General features: G+C 64.7%; 18 protein-coding genes. 8 read left to right on the top strand and 10 right to left on the bottom strand.

Translation table 11 applies throughout. The annotated features are described in order from the left end of the window. The first annotated feature begins 2 nt into the window (after positions 1-2). From LI72_RS15235 to LI72_RS15225, 3 genes are all read left to right on the top strand, one after another. Positions 3-2306: a molybdopterin cofactor-binding domain-containing protein gene (locus LI72_RS15235; protein WP_052129965.1), complete on the top strand. Its 2304-nt coding sequence runs from the start codon at positions 3-5 to the stop codon at positions 2304-2306. A 26-nt stretch (positions 2307-2332) separates the two neighbouring features. Beyond that, the gene (gene hemH / locus LI72_RS15230; RefSeq protein WP_033926931.1) at positions 2333-3331 is read left to right on the top strand and encodes a ferrochelatase; all 999 of its coding nucleotides are present in this window, start codon (positions 2333-2335) and stop codon (positions 3329-3331) included. Positions 3332-3514: 183 nt separating this feature from the next. Next, the gene (locus LI72_RS15225; RefSeq protein WP_033926802.1) at positions 3515-4285 is read left to right on the top strand and encodes an alpha/beta fold hydrolase; all 771 of its coding nucleotides are present in this window, start codon (positions 3515-3517) and stop codon (positions 4283-4285) included. On the opposite strand, the gene LI72_RS15220 is transcribed toward LI72_RS15225, so the two are convergent. Beyond that, positions 4282-4689, bottom strand: coding sequence for an acyl-CoA thioesterase (locus LI72_RS15220; protein WP_033926801.1), 408 nt, complete (start codon positions 4687-4689; stop codon positions 4282-4284). The genes LI72_RS15225 and LI72_RS15220 overlap by 4 nt on opposite strands. Before the next feature lie 14 nt (positions 4690-4703). Then, entirely contained in the window at positions 4704-4994 is a 291-nt protein-coding gene (locus LI72_RS15215; RefSeq protein WP_033926930.1) for a hypothetical protein, read from the bottom strand. Between the two features lie 140 nt (positions 4995-5134). Here LI72_RS15215 and LI72_RS15210 point away from each other — a divergent pair, with 140 nt between their 5' ends. Next, positions 5135-5563, top strand: coding sequence for a CBS domain-containing protein (locus LI72_RS15210; RefSeq protein WP_033926800.1), 429 nt, complete (start codon positions 5135-5137; stop codon positions 5561-5563). Positions 5564-5702: 139 nt separating this feature from the next. Here LI72_RS15210 and LI72_RS15205 read toward each other — a convergent pair whose 3' ends face one another. The 4 genes from LI72_RS15205 to LI72_RS15190 form a co-directional block, all read right to left on the bottom strand. Continuing rightward, positions 5703-7286, bottom strand: a complete 1584-nt coding sequence (locus LI72_RS15205) for a helicase HerA-like domain-containing protein (protein ID WP_033926929.1) — start codon at positions 7284-7286, stop codon at positions 5703-5705. 131 nt (positions 7287-7417) lie between these two features. Continuing rightward, complete coding sequence (locus tag LI72_RS15200; RefSeq protein ID WP_231562492.1) at positions 7418-8335, bottom strand: alpha/beta fold hydrolase; 918 nt, start codon at positions 8333-8335, stop codon at positions 7418-7420. A 51-nt stretch (positions 8336-8386) separates the two neighbouring features. Continuing rightward, a complete protein-coding gene (locus tag LI72_RS15195) occupies positions 8387-8578 on the bottom strand; it encodes a helix-turn-helix transcriptional regulator (RefSeq protein WP_033926799.1) in 192 nt (63 codons plus the stop codon). Continuing rightward, positions 8575-8979: a hypothetical protein gene (locus LI72_RS15190; protein ID WP_052129962.1), complete on the bottom strand. Its 405-nt coding sequence runs from the start codon at positions 8977-8979 to the stop codon at positions 8575-8577. The genes LI72_RS15195 and LI72_RS15190 overlap by 4 nt, the downstream gene beginning before the upstream one ends. A 379-nt stretch (positions 8980-9358) precedes the next feature. Here LI72_RS15190 and thrS point away from each other — a divergent pair, with 379 nt between their 5' ends. Then, complete coding sequence (gene thrS, locus LI72_RS15185; RefSeq protein ID WP_033926798.1) at positions 9359-11356, top strand: threonine--tRNA ligase; 1998 nt, start codon at positions 9359-9361, stop codon at positions 11354-11356. A 158-nt stretch (positions 11357-11514) separates the two neighbouring features. On the opposite strand, the gene LI72_RS15180 is transcribed toward thrS, so the two are convergent. The 4 genes from LI72_RS15180 to LI72_RS15165 form a co-directional block, all read right to left on the bottom strand. Next, complete coding sequence (locus LI72_RS15180; RefSeq protein WP_033926797.1) at positions 11515-14763, bottom strand: TonB-dependent receptor; 3249 nt, start codon at positions 14761-14763, stop codon at positions 11515-11517. A 450-nt stretch (positions 14764-15213) separates the two neighbouring features. Beyond that, positions 15214-16488 carry an ATP-dependent Clp protease ATP-binding subunit ClpX gene (gene clpX / locus LI72_RS15175; RefSeq protein ID WP_033926796.1) on the bottom strand — a complete coding sequence of 425 codons (1275 nt, stop codon included), beginning with the start codon at positions 16486-16488 and terminating at the stop codon, positions 15214-15216. Positions 16489-16652: 164 nt separating this feature from the next. Further along, entirely contained in the window at positions 16653-17279 is a 627-nt protein-coding gene (gene clpP / locus LI72_RS15170; protein WP_017671688.1) for an ATP-dependent Clp endopeptidase proteolytic subunit ClpP, read from the bottom strand. 143 nt (positions 17280-17422) lie between these two features. Continuing rightward, entirely contained in the window at positions 17423-18802 is a 1380-nt protein-coding gene (locus LI72_RS15165; protein WP_052130029.1) for an MFS transporter, read from the bottom strand. A 179-nt stretch (positions 18803-18981) separates the two neighbouring features. Here LI72_RS15165 and LI72_RS15160 point away from each other — a divergent pair, with 179 nt between their 5' ends. Genes LI72_RS15160 through LI72_RS15150 form a run of 3 tightly spaced genes read left to right on the top strand, consistent with a single transcriptional unit; the run spans position 18982 to position 23478 of the window. Continuing rightward, on the top strand, positions 18982-21456 hold the full coding sequence (locus LI72_RS15160) for a TonB-dependent receptor (protein WP_033926795.1): 2475 nt from the start codon (positions 18982-18984) through the stop codon (positions 21454-21456). An 8-nt stretch (positions 21457-21464) separates the two neighbouring features. Further along, entirely contained in the window at positions 21465-22613 is a 1149-nt protein-coding gene (locus LI72_RS15155) for a glycoside hydrolase family 68 protein (RefSeq protein ID WP_033926794.1), read from the top strand. After that, entirely contained in the window at positions 22603-23478 is an 876-nt protein-coding gene (locus LI72_RS15150) for an ROK family protein (RefSeq protein WP_033926793.1), read from the top strand. The genes LI72_RS15155 and LI72_RS15150 overlap by 11 nt, the downstream gene beginning before the upstream one ends. Positions 23479-23480: the final 2 nt, after the last annotated feature.

The raw sequence follows: 23480 nt of genomic DNA, 5'->3' as shown, positions 1-23480 counted from the left end.
CCATGGTGCAGATCACGCGGCGCGGGCTGCTGGTCACGGCGGCCGCGGGCACGGGCCTCACCATTGCGTGGGCGCTGTGGCCGCGTCGCTATGACAATCCGCCCGCATGGATCGGCGACGAGGCGGTGTTCGGCGCATATCTGCGCATCGCTGCAAACGGCACGGTGATCGTCAGCAACCCGCACTGCGAAATGGGCCAGGGGGTGGGCACCGTGCTGGCGCAGATCGTCGCGGAAGAGCTGGGCGCGGACTGGCGCACGATCGCGCTGGAAGCCGCGCCGCCCGCACCGGTGTTCGCCAACACGCAGCTCGCCAGCGAATGGGCACCCCTGTTACTGCCCCCGGTGCTGGGGCTGAAGCCTGACGAGAACGACATCCTGGTCCGGCGCTGGGCAACGATGCGCGATTTTGTTGTGACCGCAGGCGATACCGAGATCACCGCCTACGAGCCTGGCTATCGCGCCGCAGCCGCCACCGCGCGTTCCTTGCTCTGCCAGGCGGCGGCGGACCGCTGGGGCGCGGCGGTAGAAGAGACCGACACGCGCGACGGCTTTGTCGTGTGGGGCAACGAGAAGCTGCGCTTTGCTGAGCTCGCCGCCGAAGCGGTGGATTATCCGGTGCCCGATCCTGCACCCTTGCGCACCACCTTGCCCGGCAATGTCCGCGCCGAACCGATTGGCGATGCGCCGCCGTTCGCGCGGCTCGATCTGCCCGGCAAGGTCGATGGCAGCGCCAGCTTTGCCGGAGACATCCGCCTGCCCGACATGGTCTATGCCGCGATCCGCCAGGGTCCGGTGGGCGTGGTGGCTTTGGTCAGCGTCGACCGCAAGCCCGCCGACGGCATCACCGGGCTGATCGATATCCTCAAGGGCGACGATTGGGTCGCGGCAGTCGCGACCAGCTGGTGGGCGGCCGACAAGGCGGTCCGCACTCTGCGCCCGCGGTTTCGCCATATCGGCAATCGGCGCAGCGGCCATGACATCGCCGAATTGCTCGACAAGGCGCTCGATGGTCCCGAAAAGGGCGGGCGCAACGGCTATCGCCTGATCGCGCGGGGCGAGGAGGATGCTGGCTTTACCGCCGGAAAAGGGCTGGCGGCACGCTATGCCATCGCCGCCGCGCCGCATGCCACGCCCGAGACCGGCGCGGTCACCGCGCGCTTTGCCAACAACCGGCTGGAATTGTGGGTGGCGAGCCAGGCGCCGCAGGTCGCGCGCCGCCGTGCCGCTGCGGCGCTCGGCATTCCAGCCGCCAATGTCCAGATCTACCCGATGCCCGCAGGCGGATCGTTCGACCGGCGGCTCGATGACGATCTGGTCGCGGCCGCGGCCGTGCTGGCGCGCGACCTTCGCCGCCCGGTGCAGCTGATCCGCTCGCGCCAGGAAGAGGCGGTGCGCGATCCGGTGCGCACCCCGGTCGCCGCGCGCGTCGCCGCGCTCACCGATGCGCAGGCCAATATCACCGCGCTGTCGGTCAAGATCGCCTGCCCGCCCAGCGCGCGCGAATTCGCGCGGCGACTGTTCAACGATAGCCATGGCACTGCCGCGATCGATGCGACCAGCGGCGATGCGGACTTGATGGCGGTGTCGGGCGCGATGGTGCCGTATGACATCGCGAATCTGGCGATCGATCATTATCCGGTGCGGATCGATATTCCCACCGGGCGCTGGCGCGGCAATTCGGCGAGCTATGGCGTGTTCGTCACCGAATCGTTCATCGACGAACTCGCAGGCCGCGCCCGCCGCGAGCCTCTGTCCTACCGGGTGCAGATGCTGGGGCAGAATATTCGCCTTGCCAACTGCCTGACGCGCGTGGCGGGGCTGGCCGAATGGGATGGCGGGCTCGACAACAGCGGCCAGGGCGTGGCCTGCTGCAGCTGGAACGGCGCGCATATCGCGGTCATCGCCAGCGCGTCGCGCGCCAGTGATGGAGCCGACGGAAGCGCCGCGCGAAGCGGCTTTCAGGTCGAGCGGCTGTCGGCGGTGGTCGATGCCGGACGCATCATCAATCACGACATAGCCTTGCAACAGATCGAGGGCGGCATGATATTCGGCCTTGCCATGGCAATGGGGTGCGCGACCGGCTGGTCCGACGGCTATCCCGACGCCCGCACCTTGAGAGACCTTTCCTTGCCGCTACTGGCCGACATTCCGGAGATCCGCGTGGACTTTATCGAAAGCCAGGAGCCGCCCGCGGGGCTGGGCGAGATCGGCGTGCCTGCCGTCGCGCCGGCGATCGCCAATGCGCTGGCCTCTGCCACGGGCCTGCGTCTGCGCCAGCTGCCCTTGCTGTCAGGTGGCCTGTGAGCGAGATCGAGATATCGATGTCGGGCATGACCCCGCCCGCCGATCACCCGGCCATCGTGCAGCCGCGCGTCGGCGTGCTGCTGATCAACTTAGGCACCCCGGCGGCCCCCACCACCAAGGCGGTGCGCGACTATCTGGGCGAGTTCCTCTCCGACAAGCGCGTGGTCGAAATCCCCGCGATCGTCTGGCAGCCGCTGCTGCGCGGGGTGATCCTCAACACCCGCCCGCAGAAATCGGCCGCCGCTTATGCCGAGGTCTGGACCGACCAGGGTTCGCCGCTCGCGGTCTACTCGCGTCGCCAGGCCGAGGCGCTGAAGACCCGGCTGGGCGACAAGGTGCTGACCGATTACGCGATGCGCTATGGCCAGCCGTCGATCGAATCACGGATCAAGGCGATGAAGGACGCCGGGTGCGATCGCATCCTGCTCGCGCCGCTCTATCCGCAGTATTCGGGCGCGACCACCGGCACCGCCAACGACAAGGCGTTCGAGGTGCTGCAGGCGATGCGCTGGCAACCCGCGATCCGCACCCTGCCGCCCTATCACGATGATCCGGCGCATATCGATGCGCTCAAGCGCAATGTCGAGCATGCCATCGCCTCGCTCGATTTCGAACCCGAAGAGATCGTCACAAGCTTCCACGGCATGCCGCTGCGCACGCTGCATCTGGGCGATCCCTATCACTGCCAGTGCCGCAAGACCGCGCGGCTGCTGTCCGAGGCGATGGGGCGCAATCTTGTCGTCTCGTTCCAGTCGCGCTTCGGCCGCGCCAAATGGCTCGAGCCTGCGACCGACGCCACGCTCGAGGCGCTGGGCAAGAAGGGCGTCAAGCGCATCGCGGTGATCGCGCCGGGCTTTTCGGTCGATTGCCTCGAAACGCTCGAGGAACTGGCGATCCAGGGCCGCGAGCAGTTCGAGCACGCGGGCGGCGAAAAGTTCGCGTACCTGCCCTGTCTCAATGCCAGCACCGAAGGCATGGACATGCTCGAAACCCTGATCCGCCGCGAACTGGGCGGCTGGATTTAACCATCTCTCCCCTCCCGGCTGCGGGAGGGGTGGCTGAGCCAGAGGCGAAGACGGGGTGGGGCTGCATCGTCCGTCACGCTCCCGGCCCACCCCGGTTCAGCAAGCTGAACCTGCCCCTCCCGCCAGCGGGAGGGGAGAGAAGGGGTGCTGGCCATGGCCCATTCGCTTCGCTAGACACCCGGCATGACAGACCCTTCCATCAGCTTTCTCGATCGGGCCGATCGGCCGCGGATCGTCTATCAGCACCGCCGCGCCAGCGCCGCGCGCGCGGCTGCGCCGACGCTCGTCTTCCTGCCCGGCTATGCCAGCGACATGACCGGCACCAAGGCGCTGGCGCTGGACGCGTGGGCAGCGGGGCAGGGCCTGGCGATGCTGCGCTTCGATTATGCCGGGTGCGGCGCGAGCAGCGGTGCTTTCGAGGACCAGGCCCTGGCAGATTGGCTGGGCGATGTGCTGGCGCTGCTCGACACCGTGGCCAGCGGGCCGGTGGTGCTGATCGGGTCGTCGATGGGCGGCTGGCTCGCGCTGCTCGCAGCGCTGGCGCGTCCGCAGCGCGTGGTTGGCCTGGTCGGCATCGCCGCCGCGCCCGACTTCACGATGTGGGGCTTTTCCCAGGAAGAGAAGATGACCATCCTCACCGAAGGGCGGCTGGAGCGGGCGAGCGCATACGGCCCCGAGCCGATGGTCACCACCCGCCGCTTCTGGCAGTCGGGCGAGGGCAACCGCGTGCTGATCGGCGAGATCGCGTTCGATGGCCCGGTGCGGCTGATCCACGGCCAGGCCGATGCCGATGTGCCGTGGCAATATGCGCTGGAAACGCAAAAGCAGCTGCGCAGCACCGATGTGCAATTGCTGCTGATCAAGGATGGCGACCACCGCCTGTCGCGCGACGCCGATATTGCGCTGCTGATCCAGACGGTGGGCAATCTGCTCGGGCAGATCGGGCAGGGCTAGACCAGCTTGGTCTCGCGCACGATCGGACGAGGACGGTGGTTCTCGTCCAGGGCGACGAAGGTGAACAGCCCGCTGGTGACACGCACCTCTTCCGCGTCGCGGCCGCGTGTCGCGATCACGTCGAGCCGAATCGCGATCGAGGTGCGGCCGACGCGTTCGACCTCGCCATAGATCGAGATGATGTCGCGCAGCAGGATCGGCGCAAGGAACTGCATCGTCTCGATGGCGACGGTCGCACACGGCCCCTGCACCTCGTGCCCGGCGATGATGCCGCCTGCGATATCCATCTGCGCCAGCACCCAGCCGCCGAAGATATGGCCGTTGGAATTGATGTCTGATGGTGCGGGTACGACGCGCAATATGGGCTCGCGGCCCGCGGCCAGCGTCCCGGTCAGTTCAGCCATGGATCAGTCCCCCCTCAAGGTGCGTCGGGATCGAGCGCGTCATCGATCGATTCGTCGTGGCCGGTGCCGCTGGAGAGGAAGACCAGCCCCATCAGCGCCGCGGTCAGCATCATGGTAAAGCCCACGCCCAACGCTGCGGCAATATACAGATGGATCGACACCGTGCCGTGCAGCAGGAAAAGCCCCGCCAGGGTCAGCACCACCGCCAGACCGGTGACGCCCCCCATCCAGCCCATGACCCGCCAGTAACGGCGCCAGGCAAAGCGGGCATAATCGGGATCATCGAGATTGGAAAAGCGTGGCATGACGGCGATATAGGTGCTGCGCGCTTTTCTTTCCAAGCATTTCGTGGGACCATCGCGCAAGCTTGAGTCGCCATGGCGGCCTGCATGCATGCGGTACCGCCGATCAAGGTGACCGGGCCTTGCCAAGGAGAGCGCATGCCATGACCATTGCCACCATCCTGTCGAACCGCGACGGCACCGTGCACCAGTGCACCTGCGATGCCACGGTGCGCGATGCCGCCAATCTGCTGGCGGAACGGCGAATCGGCGCCCTGCCGATCGTGCGCGATGGCGAGGTCGTCGGCATCTTTTCCGAACGCGATCTGGTCTATCGGCTGAACTCGGATGGCCCCGGCATTCTCGACCAGCCGGTCGAGCAGGCGATGACCGCGCCGCCGATCACGGTGACCCCCGACACCCCGGTGATGTCCGCGCTGTCGCTGATGACCCGCAGGCGGATTCGCCATCTGCCGGTGGTCGAGGGCACGACGCTGATCGGCTTCGTCTCGATCGGCGATCTAGTGAAATACCGCATCGACAAGATCGAAAGCGAGGCGGCAGCGCTCAGGGATTATATCCAGAGCGTGTGAGGCGTTTTCAGGTCTAGCCAAAGGCTCGTCATTCCCGCGAACGCGGGAATCCCGCTTCATTTTGTCCTGAGCGGCATAGCGGGACCCCCGCCTTCGCGGGGGTGACGATGTGGGAGCCTGAGCTGGGTAGCGCGACTCGCTAACGCATCAACCCGCCCAGCAGGTTTCGCGCGAAGCGGCCGAGGCCGGGGAAGCCGAACGCCTTGCCGAGTTCGGTCGCGACCGTGCCCACGGCCGCACCGGCGGCGGTGGAGACGGGCTTGGCGCTGCTTTTCTTGCCGCGAATCGCCCCTGCGATCACCGCGCCGGCCGAAGCGGCGGCCGCGCCTGCCGCGGCATTGCCCGCCTTGGCCCAGATCGATGTCGTCTTGCGCGGCGACTTGGCGACCTCGTCCTTGCCCTTCGCTTCGACCTCCTCGGCAACGGCTGCGGCATCGGCGGCCTTTTGCGCCAGCACCTCCATCGCCGATTCGCGCTCCGCCCGCGTGTCGTACTTGCCGTCATAGGGCGAGACCGACTGGATGATCGCGCGCTCCTTCGGCGTCAGCGGCCCCAGCCGCGAGCGCGGCGGCCGGATCAGCGTGCGCTGGGTGATCGATGGCGACCCGTCCTCGAGCAATGTCGAGACCAGAGCCTCGCCGGTCTTCAGCTCGGTGATCGCGGTCTCGACATCGAGATCGGGGTTGATGCGGAAGGTATCTGCCGCAGCCTTGATCGCCTTCTGGTCGCGCGGGGTAAAGGCGCGCAGCGCGTGCTGCACCCGGTTGCCGAGCTGGCCAGCGACCTTCTCGGGAATATCGATCGGGTTCTGGGTGATGAAATAGACGCCCACGCCCTTCGAGCGGATCAGGCGCACGACCTGCTCGATCTTCTCCTCCAGCGCCTTGGGCACGTCGTCGAACAGCAGATGCGCCTCGTCGAAGAAGAAGACGAGCTTGGGCTTCTCGGGATCACCCACCTCGGGCAGCGTCTCGAACAGCTCGGACAGCAGCCACAGCAGGAAGGTGGCATACAGCTTGGGGCTCTGCATCAGCTTGTCGGCGGCGAGCACGTTGATATAGCCTCGCCCCTGATCATCGCAGCACAGGAAATCGTCGATCTCCAGCGCCGGCTCGCCAAAGAACTGGCCGGCGCCCTGGCTTTCGAGCTGGAGCAGTTGGCGCTGGATGGTGCCGACGCTGGCCTTGGTGACATTGCCGAAGCGCGCAGACAGATCGGCCGCATTCTCGGCTGTATAGGCGAGCACCGACTGCAGATCGGCCAGATCGAGCAGCAGCAGCCCCTGTTCGTCGGCATAGCGGAAGGCGATGTTGAGCACGCCCTCCTGCGTGTCGTTCAATCCCATCAGCCGCGCGAGCAGCAGCGGTCCCATCTCGCTGATCGTGGTGCGGATCGGGTGGCCCTGTTCGCCATACAGATCCCAGAAGATCGCCGGATTGTCCGAATAGGCAAAGCCCTCCAGCCCGATTTCGGCGGCGCGCGCGACCAGCTTCTCGTGTGCCTTGTGCGTCGGCGACCCGGGCATCGCGATCCCGGCCAGATCGCCCTTCACGTCCGCGACGAACACCGGAACGCCTGCCGCAGAAAAGCTCTCGGCAATGCCCTGCAATGTTACCGTCTTGCCGGTACCGGTGGCGCCTGCGACCATGCCGTGGCGATTGGCACGCGCGAGCCCCAGGTTTTGCCGCTCGCCCCCGCCCAGACCCAGAAAGATATCGGACATGGCCATGCGCTCCCCTGATGCAAATATCGTGCATCGCTATAGCCGGGGCGCGAAGCTCAAGTCGAGGGATCAGCGTTGTAAACTGTCATCCCGGCGGACCGAGCGGCGAGCGATGCCTGGTGTCATGGGTCTTAGCCACCATGGTCCGCCAGAAAGGCCTCGACCGCCTCGGAAAACCGTTCGGGCTGGTCCAGCTTGATGAAGTGGCGGCTGCCATCGATCCGCTTCAGCGTCACCCCGGCGAGACCCGCATAAGCCCCGGCATAGAGGCTGTCGACATAGGCGACGGGACCCACCACGGTGTCATGGGGGTAAAGCACGGTCACCGGGGTCTGGATGCGGGCCAGTTCAGGGCGGATGTCAGTAAGCAGGACATCGTGGAACAGCTGCGCGGTCACGCGATAGTCTGCCTGCGCGCTCCATTGCATCACCTGCTTGCGGCCCTCGGGCGTGGCGGACATCGTCGCCAACATCGGATCATCCGGATTTTGCGGTTGCGGCCCTGCCGCCAGTGCGGCCTTGAGCAGGGCATCGGCCTGCGGACGCACCGCATCGATCGTCGCCAAGGGCGAAAAAATCAGGCCGATGAATGGCAGGCTATCCTCGATCAACACCCGGCCCAGCAGACCGGGGTAGCGCGCAGCGATCATCGCGGCAGTCAGCCCGCCCATGGAATGACCGATGATTGCTGGCTTTTCGAGCCCCGAATCGCGGATATAGCCCGCCAGGTCATCGACGAACGGCTCCAGCACCGGGCCGCTGGCATTGGCGGCCGCATCATCGCCAAAGCCTCGTATCTGCACCAGATGCAGGCGATACCGTCCCTTGAGCTGCTCGGCCGTCCTGTCCCAGACACGGCGCGGGCTGGCGAGGCCGGGGATGAGGATGACATCGGGGCCATTGCCGATCACGCTCACGGTCAAGCGGGCTCGTTCGGCAGGCGCGGTGGGGGCAGGGGGCGCTGTTTCGGACATCCGGCCAAAGGCCGGCATAGCGAGCGCGGCCGACAGGGCTGCCGCCGCAAGAGCAGCGCGCAAAAGGGTCTTCATGACAGGCTCCTTCGTTTTCGATAGCGGGAAGACAGGCGCGCGCCGCCAGAGTCAGTCGCGCAGGAAGATCGCCTCGATCGGCAGTTCGAACAGATCGGCAATGCGGAAGGCGAGTGGGAGCGAGGGGTCGTACTTGCCGGTCTCGATCGCGTTGATGCTCTGCCGCGAAATCTCCAGCGCGTCGGCGAGGTCGCCTTGCGTCCAGTCACGCTCGGCGCGCAGCACCTTCAGGCGGTTCTTCATGCCCGCCACCGCACGACCGGTGCGGCCACGCCCAGCATGCCGAACCAGATCGCCCCCATCCATTGCGGCCCGGTCTCCAGCACATCGAACACCTGCAGGAACTGCCAGACGGTGACGACGGCCAGCGTCAGCGCGGTGGCGAGCAGCGTCTGCTTGACCATCAGCAGCCGCTGATATTCGTCATCCGCCTCGACCAGCAGCCGGAAGATCGCCCAGAAGACGCCGATGATCGGGAAGGCACTGATCAGCGCGAGCCCGATGAGCGTGCCCTGGCCATGGTCACCGCCATTGTTGGCAAACAGCAGGCTTCCGGTCAGGATCGCCATATAGGCCCCCATGAACAGCAGCAGCCGCGCGGTATAGCGGCGCATATAGCCGGGCATTTTGGCGCGCGATTTCATGTCAAGCTCCCTCGATTCGATGTAAAGGGACATTGTCTTTTTGAATTCGAGATGTCAAGGGTCCTTGATAAAAGGATTGGGACGCTTGTCGTTTTCGGGATGGGGAGGGGCGGCTCAACTCCCCCCTAGTGACTCGCCGCCTGATCCCCGCTATACTCGCGGCATGGCGAGCATCGGCACGACAGCCACGACTAGCACCACTCCGGGCAACCGGGGGCGGGTGGTCGCGGGCTGATTGCGCGATTGCCAGCCACCCGGGTGCGGGTGGCTTTGGCGTCGGGCCCCACGCACTTCCTCACATCACGGACGCCGGGAACCCCTTTTGGGCTGCGCCGGATTGTGCCATGGCGCAGCATCACGCGACAGGAAAGACAATGCGATGGTCCAGCTTCTGAAGATCAGCCTGCCCGATGGCTCGGTGCGCGAAATGCCCGAGGGATCGACTCCGGCAGATGTCGCCGCCGCGATCGGCCCGGGCCTTGCCAAGGCGGCGATCGCCGCGCGGGTCGATGGCGAATTGCGCGATATCACGCGGCCGTTCACCGGCGATGCGCAGCTGGCTTTGGTCACGGCAAAGGACGAGGCCGACGCGCTGGAGCTGGCGCGGCACGATTTCGCGCATATCCTGGCCGAAGCGGTGCAGACCCTGTTCCCGGGCACGCAGATCACCTTCGGGCCCTCGACCGACGACGGTTTCTATTACGACTTCGCGCCGAAGGAGCGTCCGTTCACCGACGAGGACCTGCCCGTCATCGAGGCCGAGATGCGCCGCATCATCGCCGCCAACAAGCCCTTGCGCCGCGAAGTGTGGGAGCGCGACGCGCTGATCGCGCGCTGGGCGGAGCAGGGCGAGACGTTCAAGGCCGAATGGGCCGCCGAGCTGCCGCAGGGCGACGAGATCACCGTCTACTGGTCGGGTGACGACTGGATGGACATGTGCCGTGGGCCCCATCTCGCCTCGACCGGTCGTCTTGATCCCCAGGCCTTCAAGCTGACGCGGGTATCGGGCGCGTACTGGCGCGGCGATCAGCGCAATCCGCAATTGAGCCGCATCTATGGCACCGGCTGGCTCAACAAGAAGCAGCTCGAAGCGCATCTGGTGCGGCTCGAGGAAGCGGCCAAGCGCGACCATCGCAAGATCGGTGCAGAGATGGACCTGTTCCACCTTCAGGCCGAAGCGCATGGATCGGTGTTCTGGCACCCGCGCGGCTTCGTGATCTATCGCGCGCTGGAGGCGTACATGCGCCGCAGGCTGGATGCCGCCGGGTATCTGGAGGTGAAGACCCCGCAGGTGATGGACGCGCGCCAGTGGGAGCAGTCCGGGCACTGGGGCAAGTATCGCGAGAACATGTTCGTCATCCCCGACGAGGTGCCCAATACCGAGGACGAGGGCCCGGTGGTGTCGAACGACGCCGCCTGGATGGCCTTGAAGCCGATGAACTGCCCCGCGCATGTCCTGATCTTCCGCCAGGGCATCAAGAGCTATCGCGACCTGCCGCTGCGCCTCGCTGAAATGGGCTGCTGCCACCGCAACGAGCCGCACGGCGCGCTGCACGGGCTGATGCGCGTGCGCCAGTTCACGCAGGACGATGCGCACATCTTCTGCCGCGAGGACCAGCTGGTCGACGAGATCAGCAAGTTCTGCGATCTGCTCGATGTCGTCTACAAGGATCTGGGCTTTGGCGATTATGCCATCAAGCTCGCGCTGCGCCCCGAAAAGCGGTTCGGCTCGGATGAAATGTGGGACTGGTCCGAACAGTCGATGCGCGATGCCGTCGCCGCGACGGGACGCAACACCGAAGAATGGGGCTGGGAAGAGCTGCCCGGCGAAGGCGCGTTCTATGCGCCCAAGCTGGAATTCCACCTCACCGACGCCATCGGCCGCACCTGGCAGGTCGGCACGATCCAGACCGACACCGTGCTGCCCGAGCGATTGGACGCCGGCTATATCGCCGAGGATGGCAACCGCCACCGCCCGATCATGCTGCACCGCGCGATCCTGGGCAGCTACGAGCGGTTCATCGGCATCCTGATCGAGCATTATGCGGGCAAATTCCCGCTCTGGCTCGCGCCGGTGCAGGCGGTGGTCGCGACGATCGTGTCCGATGCCGACGATTACGCGCGCGAAGTCGTTGCGGCGCTTCAGGCGGCGGGAATCCGCGTCGAGGAGGATCTGCGCAACGAGAAGATCAACTACAAGGTGCGCGAGCATTCGGTGGGCCGGGTGCCCAACATCCTGGTCGTCGGCAAGCAGGAGGCCGAAAAGCGCACCGTGGCGCTGCGCCGCCTGGGCGAGCAGCAACAGCAGTTCCTCAGCCTCGATGAGGTGGTGGCAATGCTTAAGAGCGAGGCGCTGCCGCCCGATCTCAAGGGCTGAGATCAGCACATCATCCGAATGCAAAAAGCCCCCGGTTCCAGACACGGAACCGGGGGTTTTTTGTGGCCGCGCTATGCGGTCTTAAGCGCCAAGAAAAAGGGCGCGATGGCCGAAACCACCGCGCCCCGATCCTCTCCCATGAAGGGAATAGGTTGGACTTAGAACTTCACGCGCACGCCCAGACGGATCTGGTAGAGCGACGGGATCGACACCAAAGCCTCGTTCGGCAGGGTGACCGTGTTGTAACGGTACTGCGCGCAGCTCGCGCCGCCCGCGGTGGGCGTTGCGCACGATGCGGTCACCAGCGGAGCGGTCTGCGGGAAGGCCACCTGACGCAGCGAGCCCCAATCCTTGTTGATCATGTTCAGCACGTTTTCGATATCGGCAAACACCGAAAGCTTCGATCCGAACAGCAGCGGCAGTTCTTGTTCGACGTGAAGGTCGATCTTGAAGAAGTCAGGCGACTGCTGCGTGTTCTTGGGGATCACCCGTCCACGATACTTCTCGAGGCCAAGGCCGGCGACAGCCGCGTCGAACGCTGCCTGGACGGCAGGCGTTGCGAACGTCACGCGCGGGTCGACACCTGCGGTCGGGATGTACAGCAGGGCGCGCTGGGCATTGCCCACTGTTCCCAGCAGGGCCAGACGGCCGCCGCTGTTGTCGTCCATGGTGATGCTGTACGGACGGCCCGAACGATATTCGCCGAACAGGCTGAAGCGGGTCTTGTGCTCGTCATCGAACAGCGCCTTGTTGAAGTCGAAACCGAACTTCCACTGGTCCTTGATCTGGTAGATCGAGGTGCCATAGGCAACGGTGTTGCCATCAAAGAACGCGTTGTTGCCATAGAGCGAGTTTGCGGTGGCAGACGTCAGCGCGTTCTCGTCCTTGATGTCCGAACGGGTGTAGCTACCCGAGATGGTCAGGCCGAAGTCGAACGCCTTTTCGAACCGCGCCGCACCAATCCACGAGCGACCGCGCGTCGAGTTGGTCATCAGCAGGTCCTGGTTGGTCGATGCTGCACCGACCACGCCGTAGCGCAGGCGACCATCGGGCAGGGTGCCGATGGGACGCGAGCGCAGATCGACCCAGTCATAGCCATAGATCTGCTGACCGTAGAGACCGGTGATGCCGAACAGCCAGCCATCGCCCAGCGGGCCGAGATCGGCTTCATAGTCGACGCCCAGAGTGACGCGCAGGTTGCGGGCGACCTTGAGGTCAGGATCGATGGCGTTGACCGGAGCCGCCGCGAGCGATGCAATGTTGGTAGCCAGGAAGCCTCCGACAGCCGGTGCGATCGAGTTTCCGGCCACTCCGTTCAGGGCGCCCGAGCAGATCGCTGCAGCGTTGGTCGCAGTCACGTTGCAGCCTGCTGCCGACGTGTTGCGCTGGATATCGAGCTGGTTGGTCAGCTGGCCGGTGTTCGAGAAGCTGTTCGACACGAACACGTCAGGCGTACCGCCGGCAAAGATGCCGGCACCGCCATTGATGACCAGACGCTCGGTCGGCTTCCAGGTGAAGCCGATGCGCGGCTGCACGACACCGCGACCGTTGAAGGTCTCGATGTTGGTGATGCCGGTGCGCTGGAGGAAGTTCGGGTTCAGCGGCGGACGCGTCGGGTTGTTGAACAGGTCGTAGCGGAAGCCGTAGGTCAGCTGCAGCGTGTCGGTGACCTGCCAGTCGTCCTGGATCGCGAAGGTCCAGTTCTGAGTATCGAACGAAGCAGCTGCGTCGTTCGGATCGAGGCTCGGCACCGCGTTGCCATAACGCAGGCGACTGGCGCGCCGGTTCTGGAAGTCGGCGATCGAGTCGAAATACAGGTTGCCCAGCGAGTTCTGCAGGAACAGGTTGAACACGCTGATTTCGGTATAGCCGACCAGCAGCTTGAGCGCGTGGTCGCCCACGGTCAGCTTCTGGGTGAAATCGATCGAGAGGTTCTCGGTGTTCAGGTCGTTGGCCTGACGTGAAATATCAGGACCGAAGAACACGCGCGAGCCACCGCAGGTCAGGCTGGTGTTGCCCGGAATGTTGATCGAGTTCGGGTCAAGGCAGACTTCGAACTGACCAAACTCGCGGCCACCGAAAGGCGTCTGGTCGCGATTGTAATCGCGATAGGATGCGCGGAATTCGGTCGAATAGTTGCTGCTCCATTCGCTGTTCAGCTGGAACACGCCGGTGTTCACCTCTTCGAGCAGCTCATAGCCGTTCGAGCGCAAGCCGATGGCGAACGGCACGGTATCGAAGGTGTTCTGCTGGAACTGGCGGTTGCCGACGTTGCGGATGTAGGTCAGCGATGCACGATGGCCATCGGTGATGTTCCAGTCGAGCTTGCCGATGAACTTTTCATCTTCCTCGATGCCGTTCTGCAGGATGCCCAAAGTGTCATAGTTGTAGACGCTCTGCGCAATCGCGCTGACCTGATCGATCTGGGCCAGTGTGACACCGGGGACCTGGCTGCCGAAGCCTGGGCCGACGCCGATGTTGAACGGGGTCGATTCCTCGGTCTTTTCGTACGCGAACATGAAGAACAGCTTGTCCTTGATGATCGGGCCGGAAATGTTGCCGCCATACTGCTTCGAATCGAAGTTCAGGTTGACGTTGCGGGCACGGGTCTGGTCGCCGGTCAGGCTGTCGTCGGTATAGGTGAAGAAGCCGCCGCCATGGAAGCTGTTCGAACCCGAACGGATCACGACGTTGATCGAACCGCCCTGGAAGTCGCCTTCGGTGACGTCATAAGGAGCGACCTTGACCGAGAACTGCTCGATCGCGTCGAAGGGGACCGGACCGCGGTTGGTCGGCAGGCCGCCGTTGTTGAGGCCGAAATCGTCCGAGAACTGCACGCCGTCAACCGAGAAGCGGTTCAGACGGCCGTTGTTGCCCGCGATTTCGATGGTGCGCGAGTTGGTCAGGTCCATCGTGACGAACGGGTCACGGCGGGCAAGGTCGCGGATGTCGCGGTTGACCGAGGCAGCGCCGTCGATTTCTTCGCGGCCAAGCGAGGTGATCGGGCCCTTGCTGGTTTCCAGCGCGCCGCGAACCGACGACGCCGACACGACGATGACGGCCTGCGACTGCAGGTCGATCGGCAGACGCAGCGGCTGGCCTGCCTGCAGGAAGATGTCGGTGATCGACGACTGCTCGTAACCATCGGCATTCACTTCAATGACGAACGGACCGCCGATGCGCAGGCCGTTGGCGTTGAAGTTACCCTGTGCGTCGGTGGTCGAGCTCGACACGGTGCCCGACGGGGTGTGGATCACGCGAACCTGTGCGCCTGCCAGCGGTGCACCGTCGCCGGTGACGGAACCACGGATCGCCGAGGTCGTTTCCTGGGCGTGGGCCGGGGCTGCCATGACGGTAGCCAGCGAGAGCGCAGCCGCACTGGCTGCGAGATAATAGCGAATATGCATGTGTCTTTCCCCGTTTCTTGCCGCCCTGTGGACACTGGCGGCGATGAAAGCGCTCTCACAAATCAAGAGATGAGCGGCGCACTAGTCGGCGCTAAGGACACAAAAGCGAAAACAATGTGAAAGATATGTGACAGTTATAAGTCAAGATATGACAGCTGCGCCGGAATCGCCGGGCGGCTAACGTAAACCTTTGAATTATCAATATAAATGGGTCCGTTTTCGGCCTGGCACGCGCGATGCTGCGCGCGGGCGCGATAGGGCTTCATGACGTTTTGTTCGCAACTGCGGCATAAATGACACGCTATTGCGCGGGGTGCCTGTCATAAATGTGTTGCACTGCAGCGAAGCAAGCCGCCCCGATGCGAGTCGCGCAACCAATCCATAGAAAAAGGGCGCGAAGACCAGCTCCGCGCCCATTTTCAGACTCTTCGAGGTGCGATTGTCTGCCCGTCAGGCGGCGTCGCCCGCCTCGATCTTGTCCTTGGCGGCAAACACCTGGATCGGGTCCTTGCGGCCCTCGACCACGTCCTTGTCGACCACGATCTCAGCCACGCCCTTCATGCCGGGGAGCTCGAACATGGTGTCGAGCAGCATCGCCTCGACGATCGAGCGCAGGCCACGCGCGCCGGTCTTGCGCTCGATGGCCTTCTTGGCGATCGCCTCGAGCGCGTCATCGGTGAAGCTCAGCTCCACGTCTTCCAGCTCGAACAGCTTCTGATACTGCTTGATCAGCGCGTTCTTGGGTTCCTTGAGGATCTTCACCAGCGCGGTGATATCCAGGTCCTCGAGAGTCGCGATCACCGGCAGACGGCCGACGAATTCGGGGATCAGGCCGAACTTGAGCAGATCCTCAGGCTCGGTCTTGGTCAGCATCTCGCCAGTCTTGCGTTCCTCGGGCGCGGCGACATGCGCGCCGAAGCCGATCGACTTGCCCTGCAGGCGGTCACCGATGATCTTTTCCAGACCCGCAAACGCCCCGCCGCAGATGAACAGGATGTTGGTGGTGTCGACCTGCAGGAACTCCTGCTGCGGATGCTTGCGCCCGCCCTGCGGCGGTACCGAAGCGGTCGTGCCTTCCATCAGTTTGAGCAAAGCCTGCTGCACGCCTTCGCCCGAGACATCGCGCGTGATCGAGGGATTTTCGGCCTTGCGGCTGATCTTGTCGATCTCGTCGATATAGACGATGCCGCGCTGGGCCTTCTCGACGTTGTAGTCGGACGCCTGGAGCAGCTTGAGGATGATGTTCTCGACATCCTCGCCGACATAGCCGGCCTCGGTCAGCGTGGTTGCATCGGCCATCGTGAACGGCACGTCGAACGTCTTGGCAAGCGTCTGTGCGAGCAGGGTCTTGCCGCAGCCGGTGGGGCCGACGAGCAGGATGTTCGACTTGGCGAGTTCGACCTCGCCCGATCCCTTGCCCGAATGGTTGAGGCGCTTGTAGTGATTGTGCACCGCGACCGAAAGCACGCGCTTGGCGCGGTCCTGGCCGATGACATAATCGTTGAGGACATCGCAGATCTCCTGCGGCGTGGGCACGCCGCCATCCTTCTTGCCGGCAAGACCGGCCTTCGATTCCTCGCGGATGATGTCGTTGCACAGCTCCACGCATTCGTCGCAGATGAACACCGTGGGTCCGGCGATCAGTTTGCGCACTTCATGCTGCGATTTGCCGCAGAAAGAGCAGTACAGGGTGCTCTTCGAATCGGAACCGCTCAGCTTGGTCATAGCTCTTCCTTCTGTTCCGGCGCCTTCTTGCCCGGAACGTGACGTTTCAGCCTAATGCCTAAAATGCGAAATTCAACACGCAACACCGATGCATGGCACCGGTGCTGCGATGAACCCCACAGCGGATAAGGCTGCAGCGCACCCGTGATAGGGTGCAATCCTTGTCAATTCCCTGCTTCGTCGGACGGAGCGGGGCGTTTTTCCATGACGTGATCGACCAGGCCGAATTCCTTGGCCTCGTGCGCTTCGAGGAAGGTATCGCGGTCCATCGCCTTTTCGATGGTCGCCAGATCCTTGCCGGTGAACTGCACGTACAGGTCGTTCATGCGCTTGCGGATGCGCAGGATCTCGCGCGCCTGGATCTCGATGTCCGATGCCATGCCGCGTGCGCCGCCCGAAGGCTGGTGCACCATGATGCGGGCGTTCGACAGCGCGGTGCGCATGCCGGGCTCGCCCGCGGCGAGCAGGAAGCTGCCCATCGATGCGGCCTGGCCGATGCACACGGTCGCCACGCGCGGGCGGATGTACTGCATGGTGTCATAGATCGCCATGCCCGCCGTCACCACGCCACCGGGCGAGTTGATGTACATCGAGATGTCCTTCTTCGGATTTTCCGATTCGAGGAACAGCAGCTGGGCAACGATCAGCGAGGCCATGTTGTCCTCGACCTCGCCGGTCACGAACACGATCCGCTCACGCAGCAGCCGCGAGAAAATGTCAAAGCTGCGCTCTCCCCGGTTCGACTGTTCGATGACAATCGGGACCAGAGCATCGCGGACGGTATCGTACATAGAGGGCCTTCTTTCTGCGCCGTTGGATCGGGTGTGTATCGCCCGTCTAAATCGGCCTGTTTGCGCAAGAGTTCAAGCCCCGATGCGCGCAGGCATCCGGAACGCCCGAAGCAGGGCCGGTGGCGGGGGCGCCGAGCCTGCCCTCAGGCCCGGGGTGCAAGCGGCGAGGGCGATGGCTGGCCGCCTGCGCGGACCATCAGCGTGGCCAAGGCACCGGCGAGCATCAGGACGCCGCCGAGCAGGATCGCATTGCGCGGATCGGAGCCCAGCAGCGGGGCATAGAGCAGCGGCATGGTCACCGTCTCGATCAGCATCGGCACCACGATGAACATGTTGAAGATGCCCATGTACACGCCGGTGCGTTCGGGCGGGATGCAATCGGCGAGCATCACATAGGTGTTGCCCATCATCCCCGCCCAGCCAAGGCCGATGCCGATCATCGGAATGAACATCGCGGTGCGATTGTCGATGAACGGCAGGCTGATCATCGCAATGCCCGAGGCCACCAGGCACACTGCGTGCACCGGCCTTGCGCCCAGCCGGCGGACGATCGGGATCAGCAGCAGCGCGCCGACGCAGGCGACGGCGTTGTACGCGACGCCCATCTGCTGCGCGGTGAGCGAGGCCGAGATGAAATCCGCCCCGCTGCCGCGTTCGCCGCCAGGAAACAGCGTGCGCGACACCGACAGCGAGATGAACTGCCAATAGACGAACATCGCATACCACTGGCACAGCATCGCCCAGGCGAGCTGGCGCATAGGCCGCGGCATGGCGACAAAGGCGTCCCGGATTTCCGCCAGTGCGGCGAGCGCGCCCGAGGGCTTGGCCGCCATTTCGGCCAGCTCTGCGTCGCTGAGCTTGATCTCGGGGACGCGCACCACCGACCAGACGATACTGGAGATCGACAGGATCGCACCGATGACGAACGCGACTCGCACGATCACCGGAATGCCGTTGATATCCACCAGATTCTGGCTGATGCCGAACCCGACCAGCAGGCTGGGCGTCGCGTAGGACAGGCATTGGGCCAGCCCGGTGAACGCGCTTTGCACCAGAAAGCCTGCAGGGCGTTGCCCCGGCTCAAGCCGGTCGGCGACATAGGCCCGATAGGGCTCCATCGTGATGTTGTTGCCCGCGTCGAGCAGCCACAACAGGCTGGCGGCCATCCACAGGGTGCTCGAATAGGGCATCAGGAACAGGCACAGCGAACAGATGACCGCGCCGATCAGGAAATAGGGCGTGCGCCGCCCCAGCTTCGATCGGGTGCGGTCGGACAACGCGCCTACCAGCGGCTGGATCAGCAGCCCGGTCATCGGGCCCGCCAGCCACAGCAGCGGCATCGTCGCCTCGTCTGCGCCCAGAAAGGTGTAGATCGGCGTCATGTTGGCCTGCTGCAGGCCGAAACTGAACTGGAGACCGAAAAACCCGAGATTCATCTCGACGATCCGCGGCAGCGACAGTCGCGGCGGGCCGGCTTTCGCGATCGCGGCATCAGGCTGCAGGGCGTGCGTTGCGCTGGTCATGGGCCGGTCCTTCATCCTCAGGGCGTCTTGCCTTGCGCCTTGCCCTGCATGCTATGCCTGAGGCGACGGGGTTGGCAAGCCTTTTTGCAAACGATTGCAGAATGTCTCTTGCAATCGTTTGCGGTAATGATAGCATAAGCGCTCAAAGCCGACTAACCGGCAGGTTCAGGAGAGATGTCATGACGATTTCAAAGGCCCTGCGCGCACGCAGCGCATATGCGGTTCTGGCCGCAGCTTCCATCAGTTTCACGTTCCCTGCCCTGGCCCAGGATGCGGCGCAGGACAATGGTGAACAGGACGATGTCATCATCGTCACCGCCGTGGCGCGCGGCGCCAACGTGCTCGACAGCTCGGTCTCGGTGAGTGCCATCGATGCCGACCAGATCGCCACCACTGCCCCGCGCAGCGCCGCGGAAATCTTCCGCAACATTCCCGGCATCCGCTCCGAATCGTCGGGCGGTGAAGGCAATGCCAATATCGCGGTGCGCGGTCTGCCGATCGCATCGGGCGGCGCCAAGTTCCTGCAGCTGCAGGAAGACGGCCTGCCGATCCTCGAATTCGGCGACATCACCTTCGGCAACTCGGACATCTTCCTGCGCTCGGACCTCAACATCGCCCGCGTCGAGGCGATTCGCGGCGGCAGTGCCTCGACCTTCGCATCCAACTCGCCCGGCGGCGTGATCAACATGATCTCCAAGACCGGCAAGGGCCAGGAGGGCGGCACGATCCAGGCGACGCTCGGCCTCGATTATGACGAAAAGCGCTTCGACTTCGATTATGGCGGTTCGCTCGGCCAGGACCTGTATTTCCACATGGGCGGCTTCGTGCGCCAGGGCGAAGGGCCGCGCGATATCGGCTATGACGGCAACCGTGGCGGCCAGTTCAAGATCAACATCACCAAGGAATTCACCGGCGGCTTCATCCGCTTCTACGGCAAGTATCTCAACGACCGCGCGGTCGCCTATCTGCCCAATCCGGTGCGCGTGACCGGCACCAACGCCAACCCCAATTATTCGAACGTCCCCGGCTTCGACATCAGCGGCGACAGCCTCCACTCGCGCTTCTTCCGTTCTGCGCAGAGCCTCAACGGCAACAACCAGCCGCAGCGCTATGACATCACCGCAGGCCAGCGCCCGCTGGTCAAGGCGTTCGGCTTCGAAGGCGAATTCGAGGTCGCCGACGGCTGGACGGTGACCAACCGCTTCCGCTTCTCCGACGTGTCGGGCAGCTTCGCCTCGCCCTTCCCCGGATCGGTCGATACCGCCGCTGCCACCGCGACGGGCCTTGCCGGCGCCGGTTCGCGGCTGGTCTTTGCCAACGGTCTGCAGGCCGGGCAGAACGTGCCGGGCAACGCGCTGGTCGCCAGCGTCGTGCTGTTCAACACGCGTCTGAACAGCCTCGACAACATCACCAACGATCTGCGCATCACCGGCGACTTCGAGGTCGGCAGCGGCACCGCCACGCTGACTGCGGGCTTCTACAAGTCGCGGCAGGACATCAACACCGACTGGCTGTGGACCTCGCACCTGCTCGAAGTGCGCGGTGGCGGCAATGCCGCGCTGATCGATGTGGTGGCCGCGAACGGCCAGCGTCGCAGCGACCTTGGCACCATTGCCTATTCGGCCAGCTTCTTCGGCAACTGCTGCCGCCGCAGCTACGACCTGCAATATGATACCAACGCCCCGTTCGCCTCGCTGTCGCTGGCATTCGACCGGCTGACGCTGGATGGCAGCATCCGCTATGACTTCGGCGATGCCTCGGGCCGGACCTTCGGCTCGGATCTGGGCGGCGGCCGGGTCGGAATCACCAGCTTCGACTTCAACCGCAACGGTGCGATCAGCCCGGCCGAGGCACAGACCGCGACCATTCCGCTGAACGCGCCGGCCCTGGTCGATTACAGCTACAATTATTTCAGCTATTCGTTCGGCGCCAACTACCGGGTGAGCGACGATCTGGCGCTGTTCGCGCGTTACAGCAAGGGTGGCCGCGCCAATGCCGACCGCATCCTGTTCAACAACGACAATGTGAACTTCGTCACCGGCGATATCCGCAGCGAAGGCCTGGCGATCGACTTCGTCAAGCAGGCTGAAGCGGGCGTGAAATACCGTTCGGGCGGCCTCGCGCTCTATGCCACCGGCTTCTATGCGGAGACCGAGGAAACCAATTTCGAGGCGACCAGCCGCCAGACCTTCGACCGGCAGTTCAAGGCGCACGGCATCGAGCTGGAAGCCTCGTACCGCACCGGCGGCTTCACGCTCAGCGCGGGCGGCACCTATACCGACGCGGAAATCAGCCGCGACCGGATCAGTCCTGCCAACCAGGGCAATACCCCGCGTCGCCAGGCCGATTTCATCTATCAGCTGAGCGGCCAGTACGAACAGGACATGTTCACGGTCGGCGCCAACATGGTCGGCACCACCGACAGCTATGCGCAGGACAACAATCTGCTCGTGCTGCCAGGCTTTGCCCAGGTGAACGCCTTTGTCGCGGTGCGGCCGTTCGATCGGGTGCAGCTGTCGGTCAACGCCAACAACCTGTTCGACACCCGCGGCTTCACCGAAGCGGAAGAAGGGGCGATCCCGGCCAACGGCATCGTGCGGGCGCGCTCGATCAACGGCCGCACCATCTCTGCCACGCTGCGCTACGACTTCTGACGCGCGCGATGACCACTGCCTGGACTGCCGCGCATCTTGCATCGCTCGCCGATCAGCCGCTTCCTGTTGCGGGACTGATCGAGGCGAAGGATGCGCGGCGGATCCTGCCCGATCTGATGCTCTGGGACATGTGGCCGTTGCAGCGGCCCGATGGCCGGCTGGCCTGCGTGAACGAGGGCAGCCTGTGGATGGTGCTCGCAGCACCTGACCGTGGCGATCCGGTCCTGCGGCATTTCGAGGCGAAGATCCGGCTGCTCTATCTCGACGCATCGGGCTGGCACGATCTGGGTGACATGCTGCCTGCGGGCCTGGGGGATTTCGAGCGCGAGTGGTCGGGCTCTGCGGTGCTCGAGGGCGATACGGTCACGCTCTACTTCACCGCGGCAGGCTATGCCGACCGGCCCGGCGGCTTCCAGCAGCGGCTGGCGGAAACGACGGGGACGCTGCAGGACGATGGCCGGATCACCGGCTGGTCGCCGGTGCGCGAAAGCGTCGCCGCCGATGGCACCATGTATCTCGCGGCCGACCGGCACGAGGGCATACCCGGCACGGTCAAGGCCTTTCGCGACCCGGCGTTCTTCATCGATCCAGCCGATGGCGCGCGGTACCTGGTGTTCACCGCAACGCTGGCGGCATCCGACAGCGCGTTCAACGGCGCGGTGGGGATGGCGCAGCTCGATGCGGCGGGCCAATGGGCGCTTCTTCCCCCGATCATTCATGCCGACACGCTCAATAACGAGCTTGAGCGCGCGCAGATCATCGCGCATCAGGGGCTCTATTATGCCTTCTGGTCCACGCAAACATCCGTCTTCAATCCCGATGGGCCGACCGGGCCGACCGGGTTTTACGGCATGGTCGCCGAACAGCTCTCTGGTCCGTGGCGCCCGCTCAACGGCAGCGGCCTGGTGATCGCCAATCCCGATGCAGAGCCGATGCAGGCCTATAGCTGGTTTGCCACGGCCGATTTGTGGGTATGCAGCTTTGTCGACCACTGGGGGCTGAACGGCCGCCGACCCACCGATTCCGCGTTCATCGCTGCCGAAACCTTCGGCGGCACGCCCGCGCCGATGGTGCGGATCGCGCTCGATGGGGACCGTGCGCAAATTGTCGAAAGCCTGGCCATGGAGCGGCTGCATGCCATCTGCGATGTCCACTGACCGCCCGCTCCTGGGAGCGATCGAGGCCGGCGGCACCAAGTTCGTCCTAGGGGTCGGCTTTTGCTCCGGCGAGATCATCGAGCAGCGGCAGATCGCGACGCGCGATCCCGAAACGACGCTGGCCGAGACGATCGCCTTCTTCCGCGCGCATCCGGGTCTCGCCGCGGTCGGGATCGGGTCGTTCGGACCGCTCGAGCGCGTGGTGGGGCACCCCAGATGGGGCCATATCCTGGCCACGCCCAAGCCCGGCTGGAGCGATTGCGACCTTGCGGGCACTGTCGCCCGGGCGCTCGCCGTTCCGGTGGCCTTCGATACCGATGTCAACGCGGCCGCGCTGGCCGAGGCACGGACCGGCGCAGCGCAAGATTCGGCGGTCAGCGTCTATGTCACCATCGGCACCGGGATCGGCGGCGGGGTGATCGCCGATGGCCGGATCGTCGGCGGCAAGGGGCATCCCGAACTCGGGCACATGCGTCCGCGCCGTGGTGCCGATGACACGGATTTTGCGGGCGTCTGTCCGTTTCATGGCGACTGCCTGGAAGGATTGGCGAGCGGCCCTGCGATCATCGCGCGCTGGGGCCAGTCCCTCTCGCACCTGGCGACCGATCATCCTGCGCACGGCATCATTGCGGGCTATCTTGCCGAAATGTGCAACACGCTGCGCGCAGCGCTGGCTCCCGATGCGATCGTGCTGGGCGGCGGCGTGATGGGCACGCCGGGACTGTTCGAGCGAATCGTCGCGACGGCGCACGGCACCGACGGTGGCTATTTTGCGCTGTCAGCGGCGCAGGTGATCCGCCGCCCGGCGCTCGCCCCCGTGTCGGGGCTGGCGGGCGCCTTTGAACTGGCGGCGGACCTTCTGTAACC

Origin of the sequence: Sphingomonas sp. 35-24ZXX (assembly GCF_000786215.1) — a bacterium.
In the GTDB taxonomy this organism is placed as follows: Bacteria; Pseudomonadota; Alphaproteobacteria; order Sphingomonadales; family Sphingomonadaceae; genus Blastomonas.
The sequence above is the reverse complement of the archived record's forward strand: the minus strand, read 5'-3'. Positions and strand labels throughout refer to the sequence as shown.

Excerpts from the sequence above, each read along its gene's own strand:
- LI72_RS15235 (WP_052129965.1), top strand. The coding sequence starts at position 3 with ATGGTGCAGATCACGCGGCGCGGGCTGCTGGTCACGGCGGCCGCGGGC.
- hemH (WP_033926931.1), top strand. The coding sequence starts at position 2,333 with ATGACCCCGCCCGCCGATCACCCGGCCATCGTGCAGCCGCGCGTCGGC.
- LI72_RS15225 (WP_033926802.1), top strand. The coding sequence starts at position 3,515 with ATGACAGACCCTTCCATCAGCTTTCTCGATCGGGCCGATCGGCCGCGG.
- LI72_RS15220 (WP_033926801.1), bottom strand. The coding sequence starts at position 4,689 with ATGGCTGAACTGACCGGGACGCTGGCCGCGGGCCGCGAGCCCATATTG.
- LI72_RS15215 (WP_033926930.1), bottom strand. The coding sequence starts at position 4,994 with ATGCCACGCTTTTCCAATCTCGATGATCCCGATTATGCCCGCTTTGCC.
- LI72_RS15210 (WP_033926800.1), top strand. The coding sequence starts at position 5,135 with ATGACCATTGCCACCATCCTGTCGAACCGCGACGGCACCGTGCACCAG.
- LI72_RS15205 (WP_033926929.1), bottom strand. The coding sequence starts at position 7,286 with ATGTCCGATATCTTTCTGGGTCTGGGCGGGGGCGAGCGGCAAAACCTG.
- LI72_RS15200 (WP_231562492.1), bottom strand. The coding sequence starts at position 8,335 with ATGAAGACCCTTTTGCGCGCTGCTCTTGCGGCGGCAGCCCTGTCGGCC.
- LI72_RS15195 (WP_033926799.1), bottom strand. The coding sequence starts at position 8,578 with ATGAAGAACCGCCTGAAGGTGCTGCGCGCCGAGCGTGACTGGACGCAA.
- LI72_RS15190 (WP_052129962.1), bottom strand. The coding sequence starts at position 8,979 with ATGAAATCGCGCGCCAAAATGCCCGGCTATATGCGCCGCTATACCGCG.
- thrS (WP_033926798.1), top strand. The coding sequence starts at position 9,359 with ATGGTCCAGCTTCTGAAGATCAGCCTGCCCGATGGCTCGGTGCGCGAA.
- LI72_RS15180 (WP_033926797.1), bottom strand. The coding sequence starts at position 14,763 with ATGCATATTCGCTATTATCTCGCAGCCAGTGCGGCTGCGCTCTCGCTG.
- clpX (WP_033926796.1), bottom strand. The coding sequence starts at position 16,488 with ATGACCAAGCTGAGCGGTTCCGATTCGAAGAGCACCCTGTACTGCTCT.
- clpP (WP_017671688.1), bottom strand. The coding sequence starts at position 17,279 with ATGTACGATACCGTCCGCGATGCTCTGGTCCCGATTGTCATCGAACAG.
- LI72_RS15165 (WP_052130029.1), bottom strand. The coding sequence starts at position 18,802 with ATGACCAGCGCAACGCACGCCCTGCAGCCTGATGCCGCGATCGCGAAA.
- LI72_RS15160 (WP_033926795.1), top strand. The coding sequence starts at position 18,982 with ATGACGATTTCAAAGGCCCTGCGCGCACGCAGCGCATATGCGGTTCTG.
- LI72_RS15155 (WP_033926794.1), top strand. The coding sequence starts at position 21,465 with ATGACCACTGCCTGGACTGCCGCGCATCTTGCATCGCTCGCCGATCAG.
- LI72_RS15150 (WP_033926793.1), top strand. The coding sequence starts at position 22,603 with ATGTCCACTGACCGCCCGCTCCTGGGAGCGATCGAGGCCGGCGGCACC.